The organism is Azonexus sp. GW821-FHT04F04 (assembly GCF_059420025.1).
Genome location: NZ_JBWKSX010000008.1, coordinates 171,618 through 193,999 on the forward strand (window position 1 = coordinate 171,618; position 22,382 = coordinate 193,999).

At 56.5% G+C, this 22,382-nt stretch carries 22 protein-coding genes, 3 tRNA genes and 1 riboswitch; of the genes, 8 read left to right on the forward strand and 17 right to left on the reverse strand.

Annotated elements, in window-relative coordinates:
• The first annotated feature begins 230 nt into the window (after positions 1–230).
• Positions 231–1,256, forward strand: a complete 1,026-nt coding sequence (locus AC07TV_RS16100) for an AraC family transcriptional regulator (RefSeq protein WP_494649384.1) — start codon at positions 231–233, stop codon at positions 1,254–1,256.
• A 745-nt stretch (positions 1,257–2,001) separates the two neighbouring features.
• Here the strand turns inward: AC07TV_RS16100 and AC07TV_RS16105 are convergent.
• From AC07TV_RS16105 to AC07TV_RS16125, 5 genes are all read right to left on the reverse strand, one after another.
• On the reverse strand, positions 2,002–3,330 hold the full coding sequence (locus AC07TV_RS16105; protein ID WP_494649385.1) for an MFS transporter: 1,329 nt from the start codon (positions 3,328–3,330) through the stop codon (positions 2,002–2,004).
• A 316-nt stretch (positions 3,331–3,646) separates the two neighbouring features.
• Positions 3,647–3,907 (reverse strand): transposase, encoded by a 261-nt coding sequence (locus tag AC07TV_RS16110; RefSeq protein WP_494649386.1) that lies wholly within the window; start codon positions 3,905–3,907, stop codon positions 3,647–3,649.
• A 523-nt stretch (positions 3,908–4,430) separates the two neighbouring features.
• Positions 4,431–5,231: an ATPase gene (locus AC07TV_RS16115; protein WP_494649438.1), complete on the reverse strand. Its 801-nt coding sequence runs from the start codon at positions 5,229–5,231 to the stop codon at positions 4,431–4,433.
• Positions 5,228–6,022 (reverse strand): hypothetical protein, encoded by a 795-nt coding sequence (locus tag AC07TV_RS16120; protein ID WP_494649387.1) that lies wholly within the window; start codon positions 6,020–6,022, stop codon positions 5,228–5,230. The genes AC07TV_RS16115 and AC07TV_RS16120 overlap by 4 nt, the downstream gene beginning before the upstream one ends.
• 1 nt (position 6,023) lies before the next feature.
• A complete protein-coding gene (locus tag AC07TV_RS16125; protein WP_494649388.1) occupies positions 6,024–6,842 on the reverse strand; it encodes a TIGR04255 family protein in 819 nt (272 codons plus the stop codon).
• Positions 6,843–7,018: 176 nt separating this feature from the next.
• On the opposite strand from AC07TV_RS16125, the gene AC07TV_RS16130 reads away from it, so the two are divergent.
• The 3 genes from AC07TV_RS16130 to AC07TV_RS16140 are packed head-to-tail and all read left to right on the forward strand — an operon-like array spanning position 7,019 to position 8,896.
• Positions 7,019–7,288, forward strand: coding sequence for a multiubiquitin domain-containing protein (locus tag AC07TV_RS16130; protein WP_494649389.1), 270 nt, complete (start codon positions 7,019–7,021; stop codon positions 7,286–7,288).
• A complete protein-coding gene (locus AC07TV_RS16135) occupies positions 7,263–8,474 on the forward strand; it encodes a ThiF family adenylyltransferase (protein WP_494649390.1) in 1,212 nt (403 codons plus the stop codon). The genes AC07TV_RS16130 and AC07TV_RS16135 overlap by 26 nt, the downstream gene beginning before the upstream one ends.
• Positions 8,459–8,896 (forward strand): ubiquitination-like system serine protease family protein, encoded by a 438-nt coding sequence (locus AC07TV_RS16140; protein ID WP_494649391.1) that lies wholly within the window; start codon positions 8,459–8,461, stop codon positions 8,894–8,896. Before AC07TV_RS16135 ends, AC07TV_RS16140 begins: the two co-directional genes overlap by 16 nt.
• A 174-nt stretch (positions 8,897–9,070) precedes the next feature.
• On the opposite strand, the gene AC07TV_RS16145 is transcribed toward AC07TV_RS16140, so the two are convergent.
• The 3 genes from AC07TV_RS16145 to AC07TV_RS16155 form a co-directional block, all read right to left on the reverse strand.
• Positions 9,071–9,754: a YagK/YfjJ domain-containing protein gene (locus AC07TV_RS16145; protein WP_494649392.1), complete on the reverse strand. Its 684-nt coding sequence runs from the start codon at positions 9,752–9,754 to the stop codon at positions 9,071–9,073.
• Between the two features lie 460 nt (positions 9,755–10,214).
• Positions 10,215–11,681: a DUF3987 domain-containing protein gene (locus AC07TV_RS16150; RefSeq protein WP_494649393.1), complete on the reverse strand. Its 1,467-nt coding sequence runs from the start codon at positions 11,679–11,681 to the stop codon at positions 10,215–10,217.
• 290 nt (positions 11,682–11,971) lie between these two features.
• Entirely contained in the window at positions 11,972–12,256 is a 285-nt protein-coding gene (locus AC07TV_RS16155) for a helix-turn-helix transcriptional regulator (RefSeq protein WP_494649394.1), read from the reverse strand.
• A 347-nt stretch (positions 12,257–12,603) separates the two neighbouring features.
• Here AC07TV_RS16155 and AC07TV_RS16160 point away from each other — a divergent pair, with 347 nt between their 5' ends.
• Both AC07TV_RS16160 and AC07TV_RS16165 read left to right on the forward strand, forming a co-directional pair.
• Positions 12,604–13,479, forward strand: coding sequence for a dienelactone hydrolase family protein (locus AC07TV_RS16160; protein ID WP_494649395.1), 876 nt, complete (start codon positions 12,604–12,606; stop codon positions 13,477–13,479).
• A 70-nt stretch (positions 13,480–13,549) separates the two neighbouring features.
• Positions 13,550–13,969 carry a ProQ/FINO family protein gene (locus AC07TV_RS16165; RefSeq protein ID WP_494649396.1) on the forward strand — a complete coding sequence of 140 codons (420 nt, stop codon included), beginning with the start codon at positions 13,550–13,552 and terminating at the stop codon, positions 13,967–13,969.
• A gap of 59 nt (positions 13,970–14,028) precedes the next feature.
• Here AC07TV_RS16165 and AC07TV_RS16170 read toward each other — a convergent pair.
• The 3 genes from AC07TV_RS16170 to AC07TV_RS16180 form a co-directional block, all read right to left on the reverse strand.
• Positions 14,029–14,104, reverse strand: a tRNA-Met gene (locus AC07TV_RS16170).
• A 92-nt stretch (positions 14,105–14,196) separates the two neighbouring features.
• Positions 14,197–14,272, reverse strand: a tRNA-Lys gene (locus AC07TV_RS16175).
• Positions 14,273–14,289: 17 nt separating this feature from the next.
• A tRNA-Lys gene (locus AC07TV_RS16180) sits at positions 14,290–14,365 on the reverse strand.
• 181 nt (positions 14,366–14,546) lie between these two features.
• On the opposite strand from AC07TV_RS16180, the gene AC07TV_RS16185 reads away from it, so the two are divergent.
• A complete protein-coding gene (locus AC07TV_RS16185) occupies positions 14,547–15,371 on the forward strand; it encodes a mechanosensitive ion channel family protein (protein WP_494649397.1) in 825 nt (274 codons plus the stop codon).
• Between the two features lie 76 nt (positions 15,372–15,447).
• Here AC07TV_RS16185 and metF read toward each other — a convergent pair whose 3' ends face one another.
• The 6 genes from metF to metK all read right to left on the reverse strand — a co-directional run bounded on the left by metF (position 15,448) and on the right by metK (position 21,378).
• The gene (gene metF / locus AC07TV_RS16190) at positions 15,448–16,272 is read right to left on the reverse strand and encodes a methylenetetrahydrofolate reductase [NAD(P)H] (RefSeq protein ID WP_494649398.1); all 825 of its coding nucleotides are present in this window, start codon (positions 16,270–16,272) and stop codon (positions 15,448–15,450) included.
• Positions 16,269–17,012 (reverse strand): TlyA family RNA methyltransferase, encoded by a 744-nt coding sequence (locus tag AC07TV_RS16195; protein ID WP_494649399.1) that lies wholly within the window; start codon positions 17,010–17,012, stop codon positions 16,269–16,271. The genes metF and AC07TV_RS16195 overlap by 4 nt, the downstream gene beginning before the upstream one ends.
• Positions 17,013–17,363 (reverse strand): phage holin family protein, encoded by a 351-nt coding sequence (locus tag AC07TV_RS16200; RefSeq protein WP_494649400.1) that lies wholly within the window; start codon positions 17,361–17,363, stop codon positions 17,013–17,015. It lies immediately after the preceding gene.
• 6 nt (positions 17,364–17,369) lie between these two features.
• Complete coding sequence (gene ahcY, locus AC07TV_RS16205; RefSeq protein ID WP_494649401.1) at positions 17,370–18,794, reverse strand: adenosylhomocysteinase; 1,425 nt, start codon at positions 18,792–18,794, stop codon at positions 17,370–17,372.
• Positions 18,795–18,864: 70 nt separating this feature from the next.
• Positions 18,865–18,926: riboswitch (S-adenosyl-L-homocysteine riboswitch) on the reverse strand.
• 21 nt (positions 18,927–18,947) lie between these two features.
• Positions 18,948–20,144 (reverse strand): cyclic di-GMP phosphodiesterase, encoded by a 1,197-nt coding sequence (locus AC07TV_RS16210; protein ID WP_494649402.1) that lies wholly within the window; start codon positions 20,142–20,144, stop codon positions 18,948–18,950.
• Positions 20,145–20,214: 70 nt separating this feature from the next.
• On the reverse strand, positions 20,215–21,378 hold the full coding sequence (metK, locus tag AC07TV_RS16215; protein WP_226496873.1) for a methionine adenosyltransferase: 1,164 nt from the start codon (positions 21,376–21,378) through the stop codon (positions 20,215–20,217).
• A 158-nt stretch (positions 21,379–21,536) separates the two neighbouring features.
• On the opposite strand from metK, the gene AC07TV_RS16220 reads away from it, so the two are divergent.
• A complete protein-coding gene (locus tag AC07TV_RS16220) occupies positions 21,537–22,379 on the forward strand; it encodes a lysophospholipid acyltransferase family protein (protein WP_494649403.1) in 843 nt (280 codons plus the stop codon).
• The last annotated feature ends 3 nt before the right edge of the window (positions 22,380–22,382 follow it).

The window sequence follows — 22,382 nt, forward strand, 5'->3', positions numbered from 1 at the left end:
TGAGGCTCAATAGCTCTCTGCTTTTTGACTTGAATCATGTGGTTGTCTCCTCTTTTGGCTGGGGTCGATTCGGCTTCAATGCGTCGTACGGTATGATTCAGTCGCACGCACTCATGGCCTAGATATGATCGTAGTAGTCAGGCCCTCAAGTAGCGCTACCAAACGACCTCTATAAGCTAACAAACGACCTCAATTTATTTGCTCCAGCCATAGCTGTGCCTTTAACCACCGTGAGATCCGTCACCACAGTTCCTATCTTTGCCGTGCATGGGTTGCTCGACGGTGCGCGCGGCAAGGGGCTGGCCACTGAATCCTGGCTTATCAGCGTTCTAGAGCAGGCCTGTATAGCCGAGCCGTTGCTGCATCTGGAGCAGTCACGGGTAACTGTCGAGCAATACATTGCGCTCTTTAGTGCCGTGAAGGACAGCCTTGATGATGAATGCTTGGGCTACCTGCGCGGCAGGCCGTTTCGCTGCGGCAGCTTCGCACTGATGGCTCGCTCCACGCTCGGGGCGCGAACGCTGGCAGCAGCTTTGCAACGCGTCTGCGAATCCTTTGCCCTACTCCAGGATGATGCCCTGCTTGTACCTGTCTCCGATGGCTCGCTGTTTGGCGCCAGTCTGGAGATGCGAGGGGGGCCGGGTGCGCACGCAGACTTTCTGCATGGTCTCCTGCTACGCGTCTTTTGGCGCCTACTAGTGTGGCTGCATGGAGGCCGTTTGGTACCTAAGGGTTTCGACTTCGCGTTCGAACAGCCTGTGCATGCTGATAACTATCCACGAATCTTCTCTGGTACCTTGCGTTTCGGGAAATCGTGTTCAGCTGTCTGGTTCAACGCCTCCGAAATAGCGAAGCCAATGCACCGAGACGTGATTGCGCTGCAATCTTTCCTGCGCGCAACTCCGGGAAATCTGGTGGGCCCCAACCTGAACGAGCGCACGTATAGTGCACGGGTACGTACTCTCTTGCAGCAAACGTGTCCAGAATGGCCGGATTTGGCTAGCTCTGCTCAGCGCCTGCATATGTCGGTCAGTGCCCTGCAGCGGCACTTGGCAATTGAAGGAAAGTCGTTCCAGATGTTAAAGGACGAGCTACGGCGCGATATGGCCATCTCTCGATTAGCAAGCACCAGAATCTCCCTGAGCGACATTGCCGAGGAGCTAGGATTCACGGGTAGCACTGCATTTCAGCGGGCTTTCAAGTCATGGACAGGTAGCGCACCCGGTGCCTATCGATCACATTCCCTCAGCGCATAGTTGTATTCGTTTGACTAAGCATATTGGGCGAGAGTCCTGAGTTGGAAATTCTCAGACAAACCCTTTGATGCTGGCGCGACCATCATTTGCCTATTAACCAGACGAGCGGTTTGGAATTAGCGTTGTAGTTATCGAGTTAAGCGTGGATGGCTTGTTCAAGCAATCTGGTCGAGCGACGGGTACCACGCTGGATTTGCTTTTCAGCAAGCATGGCTCCCGTCGCTCAATTTGGTTCCCCACGAAGCCGACATCGAAGTCAAATGCGCTGAAAGCAAGGGAGCAAACCATTTCCTGGCTGGGCTTCCCTATTTGTCGACACGCCTTAATACAAATTTTCTTCCTCGTGCTAGCACGGTATGTTGAGAATTGGCGTGTTCGAGATTCTGGACAAGACGATAGAACTCCTTCTGGTAATCGGCACGACTGATCTCACCAAAAAGAAAACGGATCGCTAGACACTTCAAATCATGTGCCATTTCAATTGCCGGTTGTTTAGCCAATCTACTCACGAAAAGTTCCTGCCAAATTCTTCTCAAACCTGCCCACGGGCGAAAAAAACCGGGAGGCGATTAACCTCCCGGCAAGGACAAGCAGATCATTCCGATGCTGCCTGCAGAGGAGACTATGATTTGCCTCATCGACTTCCGATGCTGGATGATTTCCCCGGACGCGCCAGCGAAAAGTACGATGTCTAGCTCGATGACGCGGCGTGGTTTGACATGTCGAATTCCCGTGGTGGTGACAATCAGGCGTTTTGTGGAATCGGCTGCGACGCCAAGCCGCCGTGGCTGATGAGGGCTAGGGCGACAGCACCGATAACTCCGAAAGCCCCGATCACCAGGAAGTTCTGCTCCAGAGGCAGCTCCAGCGCGACGATCTGACCGATCAGCAGCGGCGCCGCGATCGCGCCCAGGCGCCCCACGCCTGAGGCCATACCGATCCCAGTCGAGCGAATCGACATCGGGTAGAACTGCCCGCAGTAGGCATAGGCAAGTAGTTGCGCGCCAGTAGTGCAAGCGCCGACAGCGCCGATGACCAGATAGCGCACCTCGGTCGAGGCCTGGAGCGTCATCATGTAAAGCAGCACACCACCCAGCGCATACATTGCGACCAGCACCCACTTAATGCGGAATTTGTCGGCGAGCCACCCCCCCCCTACTGCACCAATGATGGCACCAACGTTCAGCGCGATCACAAAGCTGAGCGCAGACCCCAGGCTGTAGCCTGACAACGCCATCAGCTTGGTCAGCCAGCTGCTGAGCGCATAGACCATGAACAGGCCCGAGAAGAAGGCGATCCAGAACAGCACTGTACTCAGCCCTCGACCATCCTGGAACAGCCGGGTGACCGGCGCACCCGCCACGTGATCGGTGGTGGACACGACGAACTGAGCGTCCGAGGGTTGCTTGACCTCCGGCTGGAGATGACGAGCCACTTCGGCCAGTTCGCCGCTCCGCCGGTGCGAGATCAGGTAGGTCATCGATTCCGGCATCAGCTTCAGGATGAACGGAATCAGCAGGACCGGCACTCCCGCAGCGATGAACACGACCTGCCATCCATATTCGCCGATCAGTTGCTTGCCCAGCACTGCAGCCAGGATGCCGCCCAGCGCGTAGCCCGAGGCCATTAGCGCCGTCATCAAGCTACGAATCTTCTTGGGCGAATACTCGACCATCTGCGCGACGATGACCGGCAGCACGCCACCGATCCCCAGGCCAGCGATGAAGCGCACCACGCTGAAGCTGACGGGATCCTTAGTGAAGCCGGCAGCCGCGGTGAACACGCTGAACAACATGACCCCGATGGAGAGGGCCCAGCGTCGGCCGATCCGGTCGGATAGTGTGCCTAGGGCCATGGCGCCGAACATCATCCCGAACAGGGCTGAGCTGGCCATGATGCCTGCGGTGGAGGCATTCGCGTCCATCTGCTTCATGATGGCTGGCAGCGCGATGCCGACGACGGCGATGTCATAGCCGTCGATGACCAGAATTAGTAGGCACCACAGAAGCACCTTGGCGTGAAAGCGGTTGAAGCTGGCCTCATCGGCGAGCTTCTGCATGTTGATTTGGTACATGTTTGTCTCCATTTTGGTTGGCTCTGGATCGCAGATGCCATTGTCATTTTGGCGCTGTTTCATGCCGCCTGCAGCACCTAAGAAATTGTATGGACCGGCGCCGCGAACCACGATGACAAAGCGCCCTAATCGAATGACAAAAGACCCATTTCTGAGGATGTAAACACCTCTCACCAGACCCTCGCCTTGACTTCCGTACGGATGCTAGGGTCGCAGTAGAAAAGGGGATTGGTCCCTGCACCATGAACACTCATCTCTGACTAGATAACAAAAAAGCCAACCTGTCTCGGTTGGCTTTTTTGTCAGCTCTGTGCAGCTAATCAAGTAAGTAATCACGCATAACGAATATAGAACTTGGTGCCGAATCTCGCCAGAAGCGTCCGAACCTCCTGAGCCAAAGAGTCCCTGGTCCAGGACGTGAAGTGCGCCAATGGTATTTGGCATGCTTCCAGAGGATTTCGATGAGATTGAGCTCGGGACTGTAGGGCGGCAGATACAACGGCAAAAAGCGATGCTGAGTCAGCCAGCGGTCGGTGATGGCCGGATCGATGTGGTGATGCATCGAAGCATTGTCCATGACCAGGAAGGCCCACTTGTCGGCGGGGACGACTGCGCCAAGTGATAGAGAAAGCGGATGACGTCCTCGCGGCGAACGGTGTGGTCGCAGACATCGAAGTGCAGTTGGCCCCGGACATAATCCAGGGCGCCCATGACGTTGGCCCGCTTTTGCCGGCTCCGATAGTAGCGCTCTAACTTACTCCCGATAACCTCGATTATCGGGAGTAACTATAGAGCATAGTGGCCGTAGTTCAGTAATCCGCCGTCGGCACGCCTGAGATACGAAGGTCGGCTCAGGGTCGGGGGCCGTCCATCGCCTGTAACGAAAGCGACTATTGATTACCGCCAGTAGCTGAGTGGCAGGTAACAGGCGCATTGCCGCCTGATTTCGGTCAGAGGCCCAAGGTCGGCTTTGGCCGACATCCAGCCTGATGCCAGCGTCAAAAGGCAGTAGCCGAGGTCGGCGAGTTTGAGAAGCGAGGCTACTTGAGCGCTGCCCCATTCCCGATGTGCCGTGCACTCAAATTAGAACGTGTAGAGTCCTAGTGAAAATCGTTGGGTTTTCGCGGAGCGGGCAGCGCCAGCAGAGATACTGCTGTACGGTCGTCATCCAGTAGCCGACTTACCCAAGCATTTAGCGTCAGTGAAAAAGGTTCTGTCAGGTGAGCGCTCTTCGAATAGCGCACCCACCATTCTGGAACCTGCTTCGAAGTTTGGACACATAGTCCGCTTACGAACACGGCAAATGGATCGTACGCGGTGCCGTCATTGCCCAGAATATCCTGACTGTTGTCGACAACCACGGCTGCCGAGGCGGTCTGTGCGCCAGCGACAATATTGCAGATGACCCGGGGGTAGCGGTCTCGAATTCGGTCAAGAGGGACGTTATGCCCCCCCTTGGACACTCTGGCAGCAACCCGTTGTGCGGACTTTTCAGGGGAGTCGAGGCCGACAGCAATCAGGGCAACGATGAATCCTTGGGACTTTGCCTTGCGAATGAACTCCAGTTTGTCACCGTAGGGGTCTGAGAATACGGTCTCAAAGCTAAAACTAACCCGATTGGACAGATGGATGTTTCGTTGCGTTGTCGCTTCATCCCTTGCCATCTCCGAAAACTCGTCATCAGACAATTTTTCGCCTTCGAGATCCTCCCGGATTTGCCGCTCAATCTCGTCCGGGTCGATATGGTTGTCGATATGCCTTTTAAGGGATTCCCGAAGGTATTTCCGGTAACAGGTCGACTTCCCAGCGCCATTGGGGCCTACGATCATGACGAGCAGGGGGCCTCCACGTTCCTCAAGGAGCGCCTCTACTTCAGTGATGAAGGCCTCAAAAAGATTCAGCTTTCTTCTCCCTGTTTCTGGTTCGGCCGATCGCGCTCCATGGCTGCGAAACTATCCCGCATGCCATCAATCGCACTCCGGGCGCGGATATGCTCCTGGCTCTGGAGCAGACTGCTCTGTTGCGTGAGCAAGGTATGGAAGCGGGAGAATTCCTGGCTATCCAAGTTCTCGCCCTTCAGAATGTCCAATAAGGTTTGCCCAGAAGGCAGGACCAGTTGATACCAGCGCCCGCTCAGCTTGGGCCGGGATGTCCAAGCCATGGCAATGCTATACAGCCGTTTGAGGCGATCACGGTCAGCACTGGAACGGATCAGGTCGATAGATTCGAGCTTTAGCCACTGATAAATCGTCGGCCTAGATACTTGAAAGACATCGGCAGCGTCCCGGATGGTCAAAGCAAAGGTATTCCTCACCAGATCGACAATAGTCGACGGCGATACCTGCGCGACTGATGGTTGTGCCGTGGCGGCGGTTGAATTCGTCAAATAGTAACGAACTTGGGCGCGGACGCCAGCCGTGTAGTCTATTAGATTGGGAGTACCCCTCACCGGGGACGCGCAATCAGATGGACGAATAAAAATGCGGTAGACCGGGTAATTAACCCCGCTGTTGTCAGATGGGACAACATCCTGCAGGACGCGCTGATACAGCAAGTACGTGATTGCGTCCTTTGCAGCGATATCCCAGCCGGTTCCATAAGCGTTATCGGAGGTTGGGACAGGGGCGCCAGCCCCCATCCTGGCCAGCCACTCTTGCCGTCCTTTTTTCGAATTGATTTGATACTGCTGCATGCTAGCCCTCCTTGGTTTCGTCACGCCATTCGACTAATGCCAAAGGCGAAATGATATGCTGGAAGGATTCCGAAAGATCGGTGTGAAGTTTGCTGAATTCGATTGCCAACTCGCTCGCAGTCATGCCCTTGTTCAGCATGGCGTAGCGGTCCATGTCCAGAATGGCCGATTCCGCACCCTGGTACCGAGCCATCAGGCCAGGATACGGCGCCGCGGTCCCCTGCAGGTCCGGTGGGGTCATGGGGGGGCCAAAGCCTCGGCTGTATTGAACGCGTAGGCGTCCATCCGACTCGCGCTCGTATTCGTATAACGAGACGCTAATGGGCGCTTGCCCCAGGGAGGCCGGAGATTTCCCAATGCCATCAATCACATACTCTTCCGGCTTTCTCCCAGCGCTTGGAAGAATAAAGTCCAGATAGCGCAGGCCGATACGGGTTGCCGTAATGGGGCCCGTCGCATTTAGCACCGTCAGCATGGCTTCCCATTCGGCAATAAATTCTTCCCAACCCCGGTAATCGGATGTATTGAAGGTTATCGCCCCGTTATTGATGCGCAAGCAGGTCCGTGCGTCCTCGCTGATGAGGTCGACACCAACGCAGGTTGGCTCATTGGTGATGCTAGGGGCTCCATCTGCGCCAAGGACGAACGCCAACTGCTCGACGTTGTTGTCCATGGAAAATCGATTGCCCAGTGCCTCTTTAATTAGATTGGCGACGATCCGAAAATCTGTTTCCGGTGTCGGCGTATAACAGACCTGCGCTACAACCAGGGCGAGTGGGGCATTAGCCCATGTCCCTAGCGAAGTCAGCGAATTGGTCACGTTGTTCTCCCCATTTCATAGGTGGTTGCGCTTGCCAATGTTGGCCTAGCTGTCACGCCCACAATCACTATTTTACACACTAGTTGACACATTGCCAGCCTCTATCTACTATTTGACGCGCTATTTGACACATCCGTGTCGGTAGCGTTCCAGAATCACATTAAAAGAGGCTATAAATGGAAAACAGCAAATCTGAAGCAGCACCCGGTCAAAACAAGACCTACACCATCATCGTCAACGGTCGCCCCAGGGAGTTCTCCGGGCATCAGATCACCTATGAGGACGTTGTAGGGATCGCCTTCCCCGGTATTACCCCCAGCGATTTGGTCGACTTCACCGTGACCTACTCATCCCCCCACGGGAAGGACGGAACCCTGGTCAGTGGCCAACACACTCCGCTCAAGGAAGGGATGGTGTTCAATGTCACCAAGACCAATCGTTCTTGATCCGGACCTCCGGCGCCTGCAGGACCTCCAGTTGGAAATTGAGGTCCGTAACGGCCATCTCCTTGTGCATTCGGTGCCCTACTTGGATTCGCAACGCCAAGTTCGGCTCGGGATTCTGGTGACCAACCTTAATGGCAATCCGGGCTCCCTTGGGAGGCCAACAGACCACCAGGTCTGGTTTGTCGGTGACTTCCCCCACAAGCATGATGGTCGTCCCCTTGAGGTGCTCCGCCATTCCGAGAACTGTCCTCTCTGGGAAGGGTTTGTCGCCAATTACCGCTTCTCAAACAAGCCGGAGGAGTATATGAATTCCGGCTTCCCGGATTACTCCAGCAAGATGCTGCACTACATCACGGTTATCTGGAACCAGGCCCGCGCCATCGATAACCAGGCGACTCCCTTTACCGGCAAAGTAGTCGTTCCGGTAGAAGAGCATTCGATCTTCCACTATTGGGACTTCGCATCGAGCCGTGCGGGCATCCTGGCGGTGTCTTCGAAGCTTTCGATGGAGCGGGTAGCCATCGTAGGTTTGGGCGGGACCGGGGCCTATGTACTGGATCAAGTCGCCAAAACGCCGGTCCGGGAAATCCATCTTTTCGACGGAGACACCTTCGACCAGCACAATGCCTTCCGCGCCCCAGGGGCGGCAACCCTCGAGGAACTGGCTACGCGGCCCCTCAAGGTGGATTACTTTGCGGCGATGTACGGCGCAATGCACAAGGGGATTGTCAGCCATCCTTGTCGGGTGACTGAGGAGAATCTGTCCGACTTGGCTGGATTCAACTTTGTGTTCCTGTGTATCGACAATGCAGCAGCGCGAAAAGAGATCTCGGACTCCCTGATCGCGGCGGGCATCCCTTTTGTTGATACTGGCATGGACCTGCACCACCTTCCGGATCTATCTACGCTGTTGGGTACGTGCCGGGCCACACTCTGTACGCCCGAGAAATCGGACCATTTCGCAAGCCGCGCTCCGCTCCAAGCAGATGGCGACAATGATCTGTACCGTAGCAATATCCAGGTTGCTGATATGAACGCCCTCAATGCCCTTTTCGCCGTCCTGAAGTGGAAGCAGTTTTGTGGCTTTTACCAGGATGTTCGTAACGCCCATCACTTGACCTTCTCAATCAACGACCAAGCGTTGACCCGGGATGAGATGGTGCCGGCATCATGGACTGCGGCATGAGGGCAGTAACGGTTCATCCAATCGATGTAGAGGTAATCCCTGAGCAGTTGGAGGACGGGGTCCTCTACATCTGCGAGCGCTATCAGATTGCGCTACATCGATGCTGTTGCGGATGCGGCGAGGAGGTTGTCACTCCCTTGAACCCGGCTGAATGGTCGCTGGCCCGGCATGGCAAGTCAGTCTCACTATCGCCGTCGATCGGCAACTGGAGTTTCAAGTGCCGTTCGCATTACTGGATCCGGCAGAATAAGGTTGTCTGGAGCGGTGGCATGTCGGACAAACAGATCCAGCGTGTCAAAGAATCCGACCGGGAGGCAAAAATCGCCTATGTTGAAGCAACCAACCGTCTCAAGGCCGCCCAAGGGATCCCTGGGTTCCTTGGCCGCTGTTGGGCTGTGCTTCGCCATTTCCTAGGGCTATGACTTAGATCCCATTTAATGAGCTCGTCCGGAATTCAGCAAAGCTGCCATCATCGGATACTCCATCAGATTGCGGCTCTGGCAGATATCCAGACCGCCCACCAGGTCCTCCAGTAGTTCCCACTGAACAACAAGCGACTTGACCTGTACAGCGAGGTCAAGTGCTTTCTCACGGTTCTAATCAGTGCTTTGATCGTCGGGATACTCTTGGCTTTCTGGGGCAATGCTCTCGTCCTCCAATGTGCTGTTCAATTGACCTGACGAATCGTACAGACGGGGTCTACCCGCATTGCTTTTCCTCCGAGGAGATATCCCCCGGGTAAAGGAGCGTTCATTTCCTGATTCCTTGATCGGGCCAACGCTTTGCTCTTCCTTGCACAGATAGGCGATGGCCTTCTCTTTCAGCACTGTCTGTTTGGCATCATCCGTATGGTCAATCATCCCTAGAGCACATTCGGGGTACTTGTCTTTCTCTCGGTTGCAGTTGTGGTAAATACCCTTGCCGTCGGTAATCACATTCTTCCAGTACTCGCCAATTTGATCACCCTTGTGGGCATCCTTACGGATCTTCTGTCCGTCGTAGATGAAGATGCTGTGGATGTGCGGTCCTTTGTCTTCCGTATATTCCCGCTTGGCAATGTAACCGACCATGTTCTCGAATATGGAAGGCTTGGTCCGGCGATTGTTGAGCAGGTGCTTCAGATCCTGGTTGATCTCTTCCAGCGATGCCTCTCTGGCGTGTTTCTTCGTATAGCTCAGATCCAGTCGGATGACTTGAATCTTTGAATGGTTTTCTAAGAGTTGGTCGATATATGTCGAGGTGCTCTTAACCATGTGTTTGTTGTTTTTTGATTCGTTCATTTCCATGCTCCTGGTAATTGACTGGGTGAATTCCCAAAGCATGTATACCGATCTATTAAAAAATTAATTTTCCATGAAATACGATGGCTGGAACGTAAATGGCTGACGATCGTTCTCGGTCTTGGGTGAGTATAGTTTGAGATAGGCAGCGATAGGGTTAATAATACATATGAATATATATTATTAATTTAACCTTAACTCACGCCTTTGTTTTTTCCTTGGATTGGTTTGTATACCGAAATTCACCCCCCGAATTTCCAGGTGCTTTGAATTTCTTCGACATATACCGAGTTGTGGCAAACGATGCAGAGTGATGGGGGAGCGTTTCCCTGCCAAGAGTTGAGTTCGCCACTCTCGAACAGCCAGATGTGGCATTCCCTAGCCCATCATTGAGCACAGTCCTGCCCCAACGCATGGCTACAGCGGCTACTGTCGCCGCTGTAGCCACCTGTTTCACCTCTTAACTTGGAAAAGCGAGGTTCTGGTTGAGGAGTTGTGCGATTTGGTACGGCTGAAAGGCACCCGGGTTCAATAGAATGTAAACGGCCTTTGATCCCTCCTGGACTCGCTCTTCAAGGAGGCCTTGCTGCCACAACAACAGCAGTGCTGCATTGAGGCGAGGAGAGCTACGGGTTGCGCGAGGCCCTTGCTTCAGGAGGTGATTCTTCTGAATGCAGATCTGGTTGTGCGTGCGTACGAAATTTGCAAACCAACGCAGTAACAGATTCGCATCGCACCATTCTTGCGGAGGTTTTGGCGCCGGGGTCAGAACACGGATTTGTTCGTTTGCGAACCAAGTGAAAATTTCAATTGCATTCAACATGGTTTGACCAGAAATGTCACCCATGCTGTTGCTGAAGGCATGGAGAATGGCCGCGATTCGAAGAGTGTTATCGTGGGCTTTGGCGCACAATTCCTGTTGGTCAAAGAGGGGGCCTCCTGGGGATTTCAACGTCTTGATGCGCTGACGCTCTTGGTCCAACAAGGCTTGCGCTTGGGCGTCAAGTTTTAGGACCTTTTTTGCAACAGGTTTTCCTGTTTCGCTCACGCTTGAATGAAGGTGCTCATAACAGAGTTGGTTGAACTGTTCAGTTGCGCCCCATTGTTGATTGGCCAATGGTCCGGGCTGGTACTGGCTGGGTTCAACGTAGGTGAAAAGCATACGTGCCGCTGATCCCTCATCCGTGAGCCTGGGGCCAAGCTTCTTCTTGAATCGCTCGAAGGCTTTCGGTTGCACCTGAAGAAGCCAGGTGATGCGTGGCTCTTTGACAAAAAATTTCCGTTTGCCAGTGTCGACGGCGATTGGTGATCCTGACCAAGTTGAGTTGGCAGCGCTGAGCTGCTCCTCGAATCGAATTTCAAGAAAGTGAGCCGCTTCATCCTGAGGAACCAAGATGTTCGGCCAATTTGATGAAAGGCGATCTTCAATTCCAGCCAATGTGGTGTTTTTGGCAATGATCTTGACCAGCTTTGGCATGGGTGGGGCACTACTATCGAGTTCGCTTAGCTGTTGACGCAGGTAGGCAGTATCTTTGCCCGCTTTCGTTTGTTCCTTAAGCAGACCCAAGATGGCTTTGCGCTCGGCGGTATGGGCGTCCGTGGCGGATTGGTACTGAATCCAATCGCCATCGAATTGCTCACGCATTTCGTCTTCAAATTTTTTGATGCCGGAAGTAAGCCGATCTTGGGCAGGGGTTTTCCCGGTCCCACTTGGAGCAACTATCATCGTCATCAAGGACAGCGGCACACGCATGCTAGGGGCTAGCTCTACGTCAAAGCACCCCTGAACTGAAGCAGCCATGCTTGGCAGGAGTAATGCTGCAGCCATTTCTGTTGGAATGCCAATGTTTTTGATCAGTTCCCAGCCTGATTCTTGAGCCACGGGGGGAAAACAGTAAAAAGGGAATTCAGTTTGGCGAGGGTTCATTTTTTTGCCCCCTTGCCAAGAAACAAGAATTGTTGAATCGGGAGAGCGGTTGAAAAAGATGCAACCGATGATGCTTGTTTATTGCTCATAAAAATTGACCCTTGAAAAAGGATGATGCAGAAACGTCGATCCACAACGTGGATTCGATTTCGGAAATGCTGGCATGTGTGGATCCGGGCCCTAGATTCACTTTATGCCGGTGGGTACGCTAGTTTTACTGTGTTACTCCTTTCTTTGATGTTTCAATTTCAGTATTCTTTTTCGCCGCACAGGTGCTGTCGATTTCTCCTTTATGGTTTCTTGGTGTTCAGCGCGGTACGCAGCTCGCCGACATTCCAGCGGGTGTGGGAACCGAACTTTTTTGGTTGCGGTAATTCGTTTTTACGGAGTCGAGACCAAACTGTTGGCGGCTTGCATCCGAACAGAATGGCGACGACTTGGACGTCCACGTGTGCAGCGTTCGGCAAGTCGTCGAACTCTTTCAGGTCCTTGCTTCTCATCGATTGTTGATCCTCCTTGATCAGTGGCGTTTCACGGTGAAACGGATTCTGAAGAGATTCGGAAATCCAGTCCAAACGCGAAAGCCAACGAATATCGCGTCTTGACAAAACGCGGCTGCTGAGAATTGAGATGTGAGTCGCTGACCACGCCTAGAAAAAGGTGCGAAGGTAAGTGGAGTAAAATGGGATCGTCCGCTCGTGCTCATTCGAAAGGCATCAACCTGAGGTGAGTACTATTCGGTTGAAAGCACTCTAAAATCGAAATACAGTGATGCTTGTGATCAATGGGTAGCTAGATGGGTAGCTAGTGGCTAGAAAGCCAAGTCGACACTTTTGCAGATAATTGAATAAAAAGAAAAAACAATTTGTGTTTAGAGCAGTACGACATTGTTTTGATGTAATCCCCACCGAGGAGACAAACCATGACAACAGATCCGGAGTTCGACAGCCTTGTTCCCGCCCAAAGCTTTGACCGGCGGAGTTTCATCGTGACCACACTCGGCGCCGGCTTTGCCCTGGCTACCCAACCCGTGATGGCGCAGACGGCCATCAAGACCGACGAAACCGGCATCGTCGCCGGCGAGATCAAGGTGCCGGTCAAGGATGGCGAAATGGTCGCTTACCGTGCCGTGCCCGGCGGGCTGGAGAAGCCGCCGGTTGTCCTCGTCGTGTCCGAAATATTCGGCGCCCATGAATACATCCGCGATGTCTGTCGTCGGCTCGCCAAGCTCGGTTATTGCGCCATCGCTCCCGAATTGTTCGCGCGCCAGGGCGATCCGCGCCAGATCAGCGCCATTCCCGAAATTCTCGAAAAAATCACCTACAAGACGCCCGATGCGCAAGTGCTCGGCGACCTTGACGCCTGCGTGGCCTGGGCCGCCAGCAAGGGCGCCGATACCAGCCGGCTGGCGATCACCGGCTTCTGCTGGGGCGGCCGCATTGCCTGGCTGTACAGCGCCCACAACCCGGCGCTCAAGGCCAGCGTCGCCTGGTACGGTCGTCTGGTCGGCATGAGCAGCCCGATTACGCCGAAACATCCGACGGAACTGGTCGGCGAACTCAAGGCGCCGGTGCTTGGTTTGTACGGCGGCCTCGATACGGGCATTCCGCTGGAAACCATCGAGGCGATGGAAAAGGCGCTGCCGCAGGGAAGTCCGGCCGCCAAGGCTTCGGAGATCCACATTTACGACAATGCGCCGCACGCCTTCCATGCCGATTATCGACCCAGCTACCGCAAGGAGGATGCCGAAGACGGCTGGCTGAAAATGCTCGCCTGGTTCCGCAAAAACGGCGTCTGATCGCCGATTCGAGGCTGCAAGGGGGCGCCTTCGTGCTAACCTTCGCGCCTCGACAAGACACTGTCCCATCATGACGACTACCGAAGAAGCCACCACCGCCAAGCCGATCGACACCCGGGCCCTGCTCAAGGATCTGCAGGAACGATTCGATGTATTCCGCAATTTCAGCCCGCTGGCCATCGGCATCGACAAACAGGTCTTTGCCCTGTTGCCCGAGCTGAGCAAGAAATCCCTGCGTCTCGCCATGCGCAGCCATACGATTTCGACGCGCTACCTGAAAGAGATGGAAAAAGGCACGGTTCGTCTGAATCTGGACGGCACGCCGGCCGACGAGGTGACTGACGAGAACCGTCAGCACGCCGCCGAGCAGCTCCGCGAACGTTTCAAGAAACAGGCCGAGGCACGCAAGGCCGCCGAGGCAGAAGCCAAGGCCGAGCAGCGCCGGGTGGAAAAGCTGAACCAGCTGGCCGAGAAATTCGGCCGCAAGTAACGAGGCGCCAGACAAAGAAAAAGGCCAGTCGCGTGACTGGCCTTTTTTCTGGAATCCTTTGGTTGCGGGGGCAGGACTTGAACCTGCGACCTTCGGGTTATGAGCCCGACGAGCTGCCAACTGCTCCACCCCGCGTCCGATAATCGTTTTTGCTGCTACACCGCAATTGGCGGTGCAATCTAAACAATAAGCCGCGATTCGCGTTTTGGCTGAGTGCTTGGAATTTATGGTGGGGCGCGACAGATTCGAACTGTCGACCTACGGATTAAGAGTCCGCTGCTCTACCAACTGAGCTAGCGCCCCACGTTCCCTGTTTTTGCTGGTGGGTCGGCCGAGATTCGAACTCGGGACCAACGGATTAAAAGTCCGCTGCTCTACCGACTGAGCTACCGACCCGACCTACCGGGAGCGCGCATTATATAGACGGTGACCATGACCGTCAACGGAAAACGCCTCTGTGAAGAATTGTGAGGAGAGGTGTGATCCGGCTATGCAGTACCGATCATGCGACTAGAATAAATTGTCATTCAGGGCTGTTGAGTGAAAGGACCCAATCGCAATTTTTAAGGAGAACACCATGACAGAGCAGGATATTTCACGCTATCAGGATATTTTGGTCACAACGGCGACGGAGGTGGGGCTCAAATTGCTGGCTGCCATCGTTTTCTGGGTAGTCGGCCGCTGGCTGATCGGCATGGCGCTACGAATGGTGCGTTCGGCGCTGGAGAAGCAGAAAGTCGATCCGACCTTGTTGCGCTACATTGGCTCGATCGTCAGCGTGACCCTCAACGTGCTGCTGGTGATCGGGATTCTCGGCTACTTCGGGATCCAGACGACGACCTTCGCAGCGCTGATTGCGGCAGGCGGTGTGGCCATCGGCATGGCTTGGTCGGGCTTGTTGGCGCATTTTGCGGCGGGCGCCTTCATGGTCGTGTTGCGCCCGATGAAGGTCGGCGATTTTGTCTCGGTCGCCGGCGTGACGGGCACCGTGGCTGAGTTGGGCTTGTTTACGACGACCATCAACACGCCGGACAACGTCCAGACCATTCTCGGCAACAACAAGGTGTTCAGCGACACGATCCAGAATTTCACGGTCAATCCGTTTCGCCGCGTCGATCTGAAATGCCAGTTGTCGGGGGCGGCTGATCATCAGGCGGCCATGGTTCTCCTCCGCGAGAAGATTGCGGCGATTCCGAATGTCCTGCCCGAGCCGAAGGTGGATGTCGAAATCCTCGACTTCACGCTGGTCGGGCCAGTCCTCGCCGTGCGTCCGTATTGCCACAACGACCATTACTGGCAGGTATATTTCGATACCAACAAGGTGCTGCGCGAAGCGCTGGCTGAGGCCGGTTTCCCGGCGCCGATGCCGGCCCAGAATGTATTTGTTACGCAAGCGGCTTGAGCCGTACAAGAAAATGCCCGCGTCAGCGGGCATTTTGATTTTGGGCCTTTTTTGCGGTTGACCGTAGCAACCGACTTTACCCGAGGCGGCGGCAGATTTCGGTGGTCAGCGCCGACTGGTTCATGGCGTAGAAATGCAGTCCCGGCGCGCCGCCCTTGAGCAGGCGTTCACACAGTTCGGTTACAACATCGAGGCCGAAAGCGCGGATCGAGTCGCTGTCATCGCCATAGCTTTCGAATTTTTTACGCATCCAGCGTGGTAGTTCGGCGCCGCAGGCGTCCGAGAAGCGGGCCAGCTTGGTGAAGCCGACGATGGGCATGATGCCGGGGACGATGGGGACATCGACGCCGAGCGCCCGGGCTTCGTCGACGAAGTGGAAGTAGGCGTCGGCGTTGTAGAAGTACTGGGTGATGGCCGAATCGGCGCCGGCCTTGACCTTGCGCGCGAAGGCGTCGAGGTCGTCCTTCGGGCTGCGCGCCTGCGGGTGCCATTCCGGGTAGGCGGCGACTTCGATGCTGAACCAGTCGCCGGTTTCGGCCCGGATGAATTCAACGAGTTCGTTGGCGTAGCGGAACTCGCCGGTTTCCGCCATGCCCGAGGGCAGGTCGCCGCGCAGGGCAACGGTGCGCCTGATGCCGGCGGCCTTGTATTCGTTGAGGATTTCGCGAATGTTGTCACGCGTCGAGCCGATGCACGACAGGTGCGGTGCGGCGTCGTAGCCTTCGGCGGCGATTTCCTTGACCACGGCAAAGGTGCGCTCGCGGGTCGAACCGCCGGCGCCGAAGGTGACCGAGAAGAAGGCGGGATTCAGTTTGGCCAGTTCGGCACGAACGGCGCGCAGCTTGTCGACGCCTTCCGGCGTTTGCGGCGGGAAAAATTCGATGGAGATTTCTGTAGTCATTTTTTCAACCAGATGAAAAATTCGCGGTTGCCATCACCGCCGGTAATCGGGCTGTTCAGCCAGGTTTTCACGGTCAACCGGAAATTCTGGGCTAAATCGAAAAACTTGCGTTCGACGCCGGCATAAAGCGCCGGATCGCGGACGATGCCGCCCTTGCCGATATTGGCCGGGCCGACTTCGAACTGGGGTTTGATGAGCAGCAGCAGGTCGCCGTCGGCGGCGAGCAGGGCGGGTAGTTGCGGCAGGATTAGCGTCATCGAAATGAAGGAGACGTCGCCGACGATCAATGCGAAACCGCCTTCCGGCAGGGCTTCGCCGAGATCGGCCGGGCTCAGCGCCCGACAGTTGATGCCTTCGAGCGCCGTGACACGCGGGTCAGCGGCCAGTCGGGCGTGCAATTGTCCGTGGCCTACATCGACGCCGACGACATGGGCGGCGCCCGCCTGCAGAAGACAGTCAGTGAAGCCGCCGGTCGATTGGCCGACATCGAGACAATGCTTGCCGTCAGCCGAAATGCCGGTTTCGGTCAGCGCGCCGGCCAGCTTGAGCCCGCCACGCGAGACGAAACGGTCTTCCGGGTCGGCTTCCACGGTCAACGGCGTTTTTGGGGCTAAATCGAAAGCCGGTTTGACGATGGTGCCGCCCGACCAGCTCACCCGGCCGGCCGCAATCAGCCGCTGGGCGGCTGTGCGGGAGGCGGCAAGGCCGGCTTCGACCAGCAGTTGATCGGCCCGCGGCAATTACTTGCCCTTTGCCGACAAAAACAGGGCGCTTAGCGCCCAGGAAATCACGCTGTAGACGACCGAACCGAACAATGCCGGCCAGAAGCCGCCGACGTTGAAGCCATCGACCAGATTGCCGGCCAGCTGAAAGAGCAGGGCATTGATGACGAAAATGAACAGGCCCAGCGTCAGCAGCGTGACCGGCAGGGTCAGCAAGATCAGCAGTGGCCGCAGCACGGCGTTGATCAGCCCGAGAACGAGGGCGACGACCAGCGCCGTGCCGAAACTTGCCACCTGGACCGACGGCACGACGTACGGCAGCGCCAGCAGGGCGAGCGCGTTGATGATCCAGATGGCAAGCAGGCGCATGGCTTCTTAGTAGCGGTAGTGGTCAGCCTTGTACGGGCCTTCCTTCGGCACGCTGATGTAGGCAGCCTGCTCGTCGGTCAGCTCGGACAGCTGGGCATTCAGCGTCTTCAACTGCAGGCGGGCAACTTTTTCATCGAGGTGCTTGGGCAGGGTGTAGACGCCGACCGGGTACTTGTTGGAACCTTTGACCGCTTCGGTCCACAGCTCGATCTGGGCGATCGTCTGGTTGGCGAAGGACGAGGACATGACGTAGGACGGATGGCCCGTGCCGCAGCCGAGGTTCACCAGGCGGCCCTTGGCGAGCAGGATGATGCGCTTGCCGTCCGGGAAGATGACGTGATCGACTTGCGGCTTGATCTCTTCCCACTGGTATTTCTCGATCGACGCGACATCGATTTCGTTGTCGAAGTGGCCGATGTTGCAGACGATGGCGTTGTTCTTCATCGCGGCCATGTGGTCATGGGTGATGACGTGGAAGTTGCCGGTCGTCGTGACGAAAATGTCGGCCTTGTCGGCGGCGTATTCCATGGTGACGACGCGGTAGCCTTCCATGGCGGCCTGCAGGGCGCAGATCGGGTCGATTTCGGTAACCCAGACTTGCGCCGAGAGGGCGCGCATGGCCTGGGCGGAACCCTTGCCCACGTCGCCGTAACCGGCGATGACGGCGATCTTGCCGGCGATCATGACGTCGGTGGCGCGCTTGATGCCGTCGACCAGCGATTCACGGCAGCCGTAGAGGTTGTCGAACTTGGACTTGGTCACCGAGTCATTGACGTTGATGCCCGGGAACTTGAGTTCGCCGCGCTGATGCATCTGGTACAGGCGATGGACGCCGGTCGTGGTTTCCTCGGTAACGCCCTTGACGGCAGCCAGGCGCACCGAATACCAGGTCGGATCGACAGCCAGCTTCGCCTTGATGGCGGCGAAGAGGATGGTTTCTTCTTCGGAGCCCGGCTTGGCCAGCAGGGAAATGTCCTTCTCGGCACGGGCGCCGAGGTGCAACAGCAGCGTCGCGTCGCCGCCGTCGTCAAGGATCATGTTCGAGTAACCACCGTCGGTCCATTCGAAAATGCGGTGGGTGTAATCCCAGTAGTCCACCAGGGTTTCGCCCTTGACGGCGAAAACGGGGATGCCGTCGGCGGCGATGGCAGCGGCGGCGTGATCCTGGGTCGAGAAGATGTTGCAGGAGGCCCAGCGGACTTCGGCGCCGAGCGCGGTCAGTGTTTCGATCAGCACCGCGGTCTGGATGGTCATGTGCAGCGAACCGGTGATACGCGCGCCCTTGAGCGGCTGGGTCTTCGCGAATTCCTCGCGAATGGCCATCAGGCCCGGCATTTCGGTTTCGGCGATGTTGATTTCCTTGCGACCCCAGTCGGCAAGGTTGATGTCAGCGATGACGTAGTCTTGAGTGTTGGTAAATGAGTCAGCCACAGTAAGCTCCTAATAAACTGTGACGGGGAGGAGGCGGTGTCTCACCGAACCCCCTGCGCCCGGCAGGGTTGAACAGTGAGCGCGGTTTCAAACCGAGCCTGGGGGTGATCTCCTGCAGCGCTCCTCGGTAGGGGACGGATTATAAAGCCGTTTTCAGGTTTTGTCGCCGGCCCAGTAGCGATCGATGTCCTTGATGCCCCACTTCGCTGCATCTTCGCGGCCGGCGATTTTCTCCGGGCTGCGGGCGATGTCGATCAGCTCAGGCTTGATGTAGGCCTGCGACTTGATTGAGAAAAAGACCCGGACCTTGGGTTTGAGCAGCGACTGTTCGCCTTGCTCGACGACGACGCCCAATTTCCCCGATTCCAGTCTGACCAGCGAGCCAACCGGGTAGATCCCCAGGCTTTTGACAAAAGCCTGAAAAACGGTCGGGTCAAAATGCCCCTTCCATTCAGCCATCCGCTTGATCGATTCGGCTGGATCCCAACCGGCCTTGTAGGGGCGATTCGAGGTAATTGCATCGTACACGTCGCAAACGGCACCCATCTTGGCAAACAGGCTCATCGTTTCGCCGTTGAGACCCTTCGGGTAGCCGCTGCCGTCGATCTTTTCGTGATGGTGCAGGCAGACATCCTTGACGATATCGGTAATGCCTTTGCCTGCCAGCAACAACTTGTGGCCTTCTTCCGGATGCGTCTTGACGAGGGCGAACTCTTCCTCGGTCAGCTTGCCTGGCTTGTTCAAGATTTCCAGCGGAATCATCGCCTTGCCCAAGTCGTGCAACAGCCCCGCCATGCCGGCATCGCGGGTTTGCTGCTCGTCCAGTCCCAGTTTCCGGGACAGCGCGATCATCAGGGCGCAGACAGCCACCGAATGCATGTAGGTGTAATCGTCGGCAATTTTCAGGCGGGCCAGGCTGATCAGCGCACCCGGATTGCGCATCACGGAATTGGAAATTTCCTCGACCAGCGGCGCGGCGGCTTCGGCCTCGATGGCTTTGCCCATGCGCGCTTCCTGGAACATCGAAACAACCGCTTCCTTGCCCTTGGCGCAGATTTTGGCGGCGCGTTTGACCTCGTCGTTGAACGATGCCTTTTCCTGAACGACGGGCGGAGGCTCGGGAATCTCTTCAACCGCCACGACCTGATCCGTGCCGGCGACGTCGATATCCAGCCCTTTGGAAACGTCGATCCAGACTTCGGTGATCGTGCTTTCACGAATCAGCGTGAGGTCATTCGGGTCGCTGAGGACGAATTTCGTTCGCCAGAACGGGTGTTCCAGCCAGGCGCCGCAGAAGGCCTGCAGATGCATGCCCAGCGTTAGCTGTTCAATGGGAATTTTTTTCAGCATATTTGGCGATTTTAACGAAAAAGGGAGCCGTTTAGGCTCCCTTCTCGCAAAACTTCCCAATGCTCCTGTTTTACAGGCCGGCGTCCGATTTGAGCAAATTGGCGCGGTCGGTCGCTTCCCAAGTGAACTCCGGCTCATCGCGACCGAAGTGGCCATAGGCAGCAGTCTTCTGGTAAATCGGACGGAGCAGGTCGAGCATATTGACGATGCCCTTCGGGCGCAGATCGAAGTGCTTTTTGATCAACGCGGTGAGCGTTTCATTGCTGACCTTGCCGGTGCCGAAAGTGTCGACCATGACCGAAGTCGGCTCGGCAACGCCAATGGCGTAGGAAACCTGGACCAGGCAGCGTGAGGCAAGGCCGGCGGCAACGATGTTCTTGGCGACGTAGCGGCCGGCGTAGGCAGCAGAACGGTCAACCTTGGACGGATCCTTGCCGGAGAAGGCGCCTCCACCGTGCGGAGCAGCACCGCCGTAGGTGTCAACAATGATCTTGCGGCCGGTCAGACCACAGTCACCTTGCGGGCCGCCGACAACGAAACGGCCGGTCGGGTTAACCAGGAACTTGATGTTGCCCTTGATCAGTTCCTTCGGCAGCACTGGCTTGATGATCTGTTCGATGGTCGCTTCGCGCAGATCTTCGAGGCTGATATCCGGTGAATGCTGGGTGGACAGGACGATGGTATCGATCGAATCCGGTTTGCCATCGACGTACTTGATGGTGACCTGCGACTTGGCATCCGGGCGCGCCCAAGGCAGGCGGCCGTCCTTGCGCAGCATGGCCTGACGCTCGACGAGGCGGTGCGACAGGTAGATCGGCAGCGGCATCAGCGAGGGGGTTTCGTCGCAGGCGTAGCCGAACATCAGGCCCTGGTCGCCGGCACCCTGATTGAGGTTGTCGTCGTAGGCCTTGTCCACGCCCTGGGCGATGTCCGGGCTCTGCTTGTCGTAGGCGACGAGCACGGCACAACCCTTGTAGTCGATGCCGTATTCGGTGTTGTCATAGCCGATGCGCTTGATCGTCTCGCGGGCGACCTGAATGTAATCGACGTTGGCGTTGGTGGTGATTTCACCAGCCAAGACGACCAGGCCGGTGTTGCACAGGGTTTCGGCGGCAACGCGGGAATGCTTGTCCTGTGCCAGGATGGCGTCGAGGATGGCGTCGGAAATCTGGTCGGCAACCTTGTCCGGGTGGCCTTCGCCGACGGATTCGGAAGTGAAGAAATATTCGCTCATGAGATGCTCCAGTGGTCCTTTTATCCGGCGCTACCTGCTTCGGACCACGAGCGGTGACGCTTTAGCAGTATTTATTAGTCGCCCCGCAAGTTGTCTGTTTAACTCGGCGAACGGATAATATTAAACTTTTCTGAGGGGGATTCAACCCCCGGGGCTTCATGGTTTTTATCTTTCGCATCCTCTCCCGCCTGCCCCTGAGCGTCCTGCACCTGCTGGGAGGCTGGCTCGGACGCCTGACTTACTGGTTGTCGCCGACCTATCGTCGTCATCTCCGCGAAAACATTGCGCAGGCAGGTCTCCCGCCGTCATTGCGTGGCAAGGTGGCGGCCGAAACGGGCAAGCAGATGCTGGAACTGGCCCGCATCTGGATGCGCCCGCTCGAGGAAGCGATTCCGCTGGTGGCCGAAGTGGTTGGCTGGGAGCATGTCGAGGCGGCGCAACAGGCCGGCAAGGGCATCGTCTTTCTGACCCCGCACCTCGGCTGTTTCGAGATCACCGCGCAGTATCTTTCGTCGTTCGGTGACATTACGGTGCTTTACCGCGCACCAAAATCAGCGGTAGCCCAGGAACTGATCCTGACCGGCCGCAAACGGGCCCATTTGCATCTGGCGCCAGCCGATCTCTCTGGCGTGCGCGCCTTGATCAAGGCGTTGAAGAGGGGCGAAATGGTCGGCATGCTACCCGATCAGGCGCCGAAGACCGGTGAGGGTGCCTGGCTCAAATTTTTTGGTCGATACGCCTACACGATGACGCTGGCAGCTCGGCTCACCGAAACCGGAGCAGCGTCGCTACTGACCTGGGGCGAGCGCCTGCCCGGCGGGCGCGGTTACCGCGTGCATTTTCAGCCAACTACGAATCCGCTGGCGGGTTCCACGGTCGACCGGGCGCAGCAGATCAATTTCGAAATTGAGACGCTGATCCGCCAGTGTCCAAGCCAATATCTGTGGGGCTACAACCGGTACAAACGACCGGCCGGTGCCGACGCGCCACCGGCGGAGTGAATT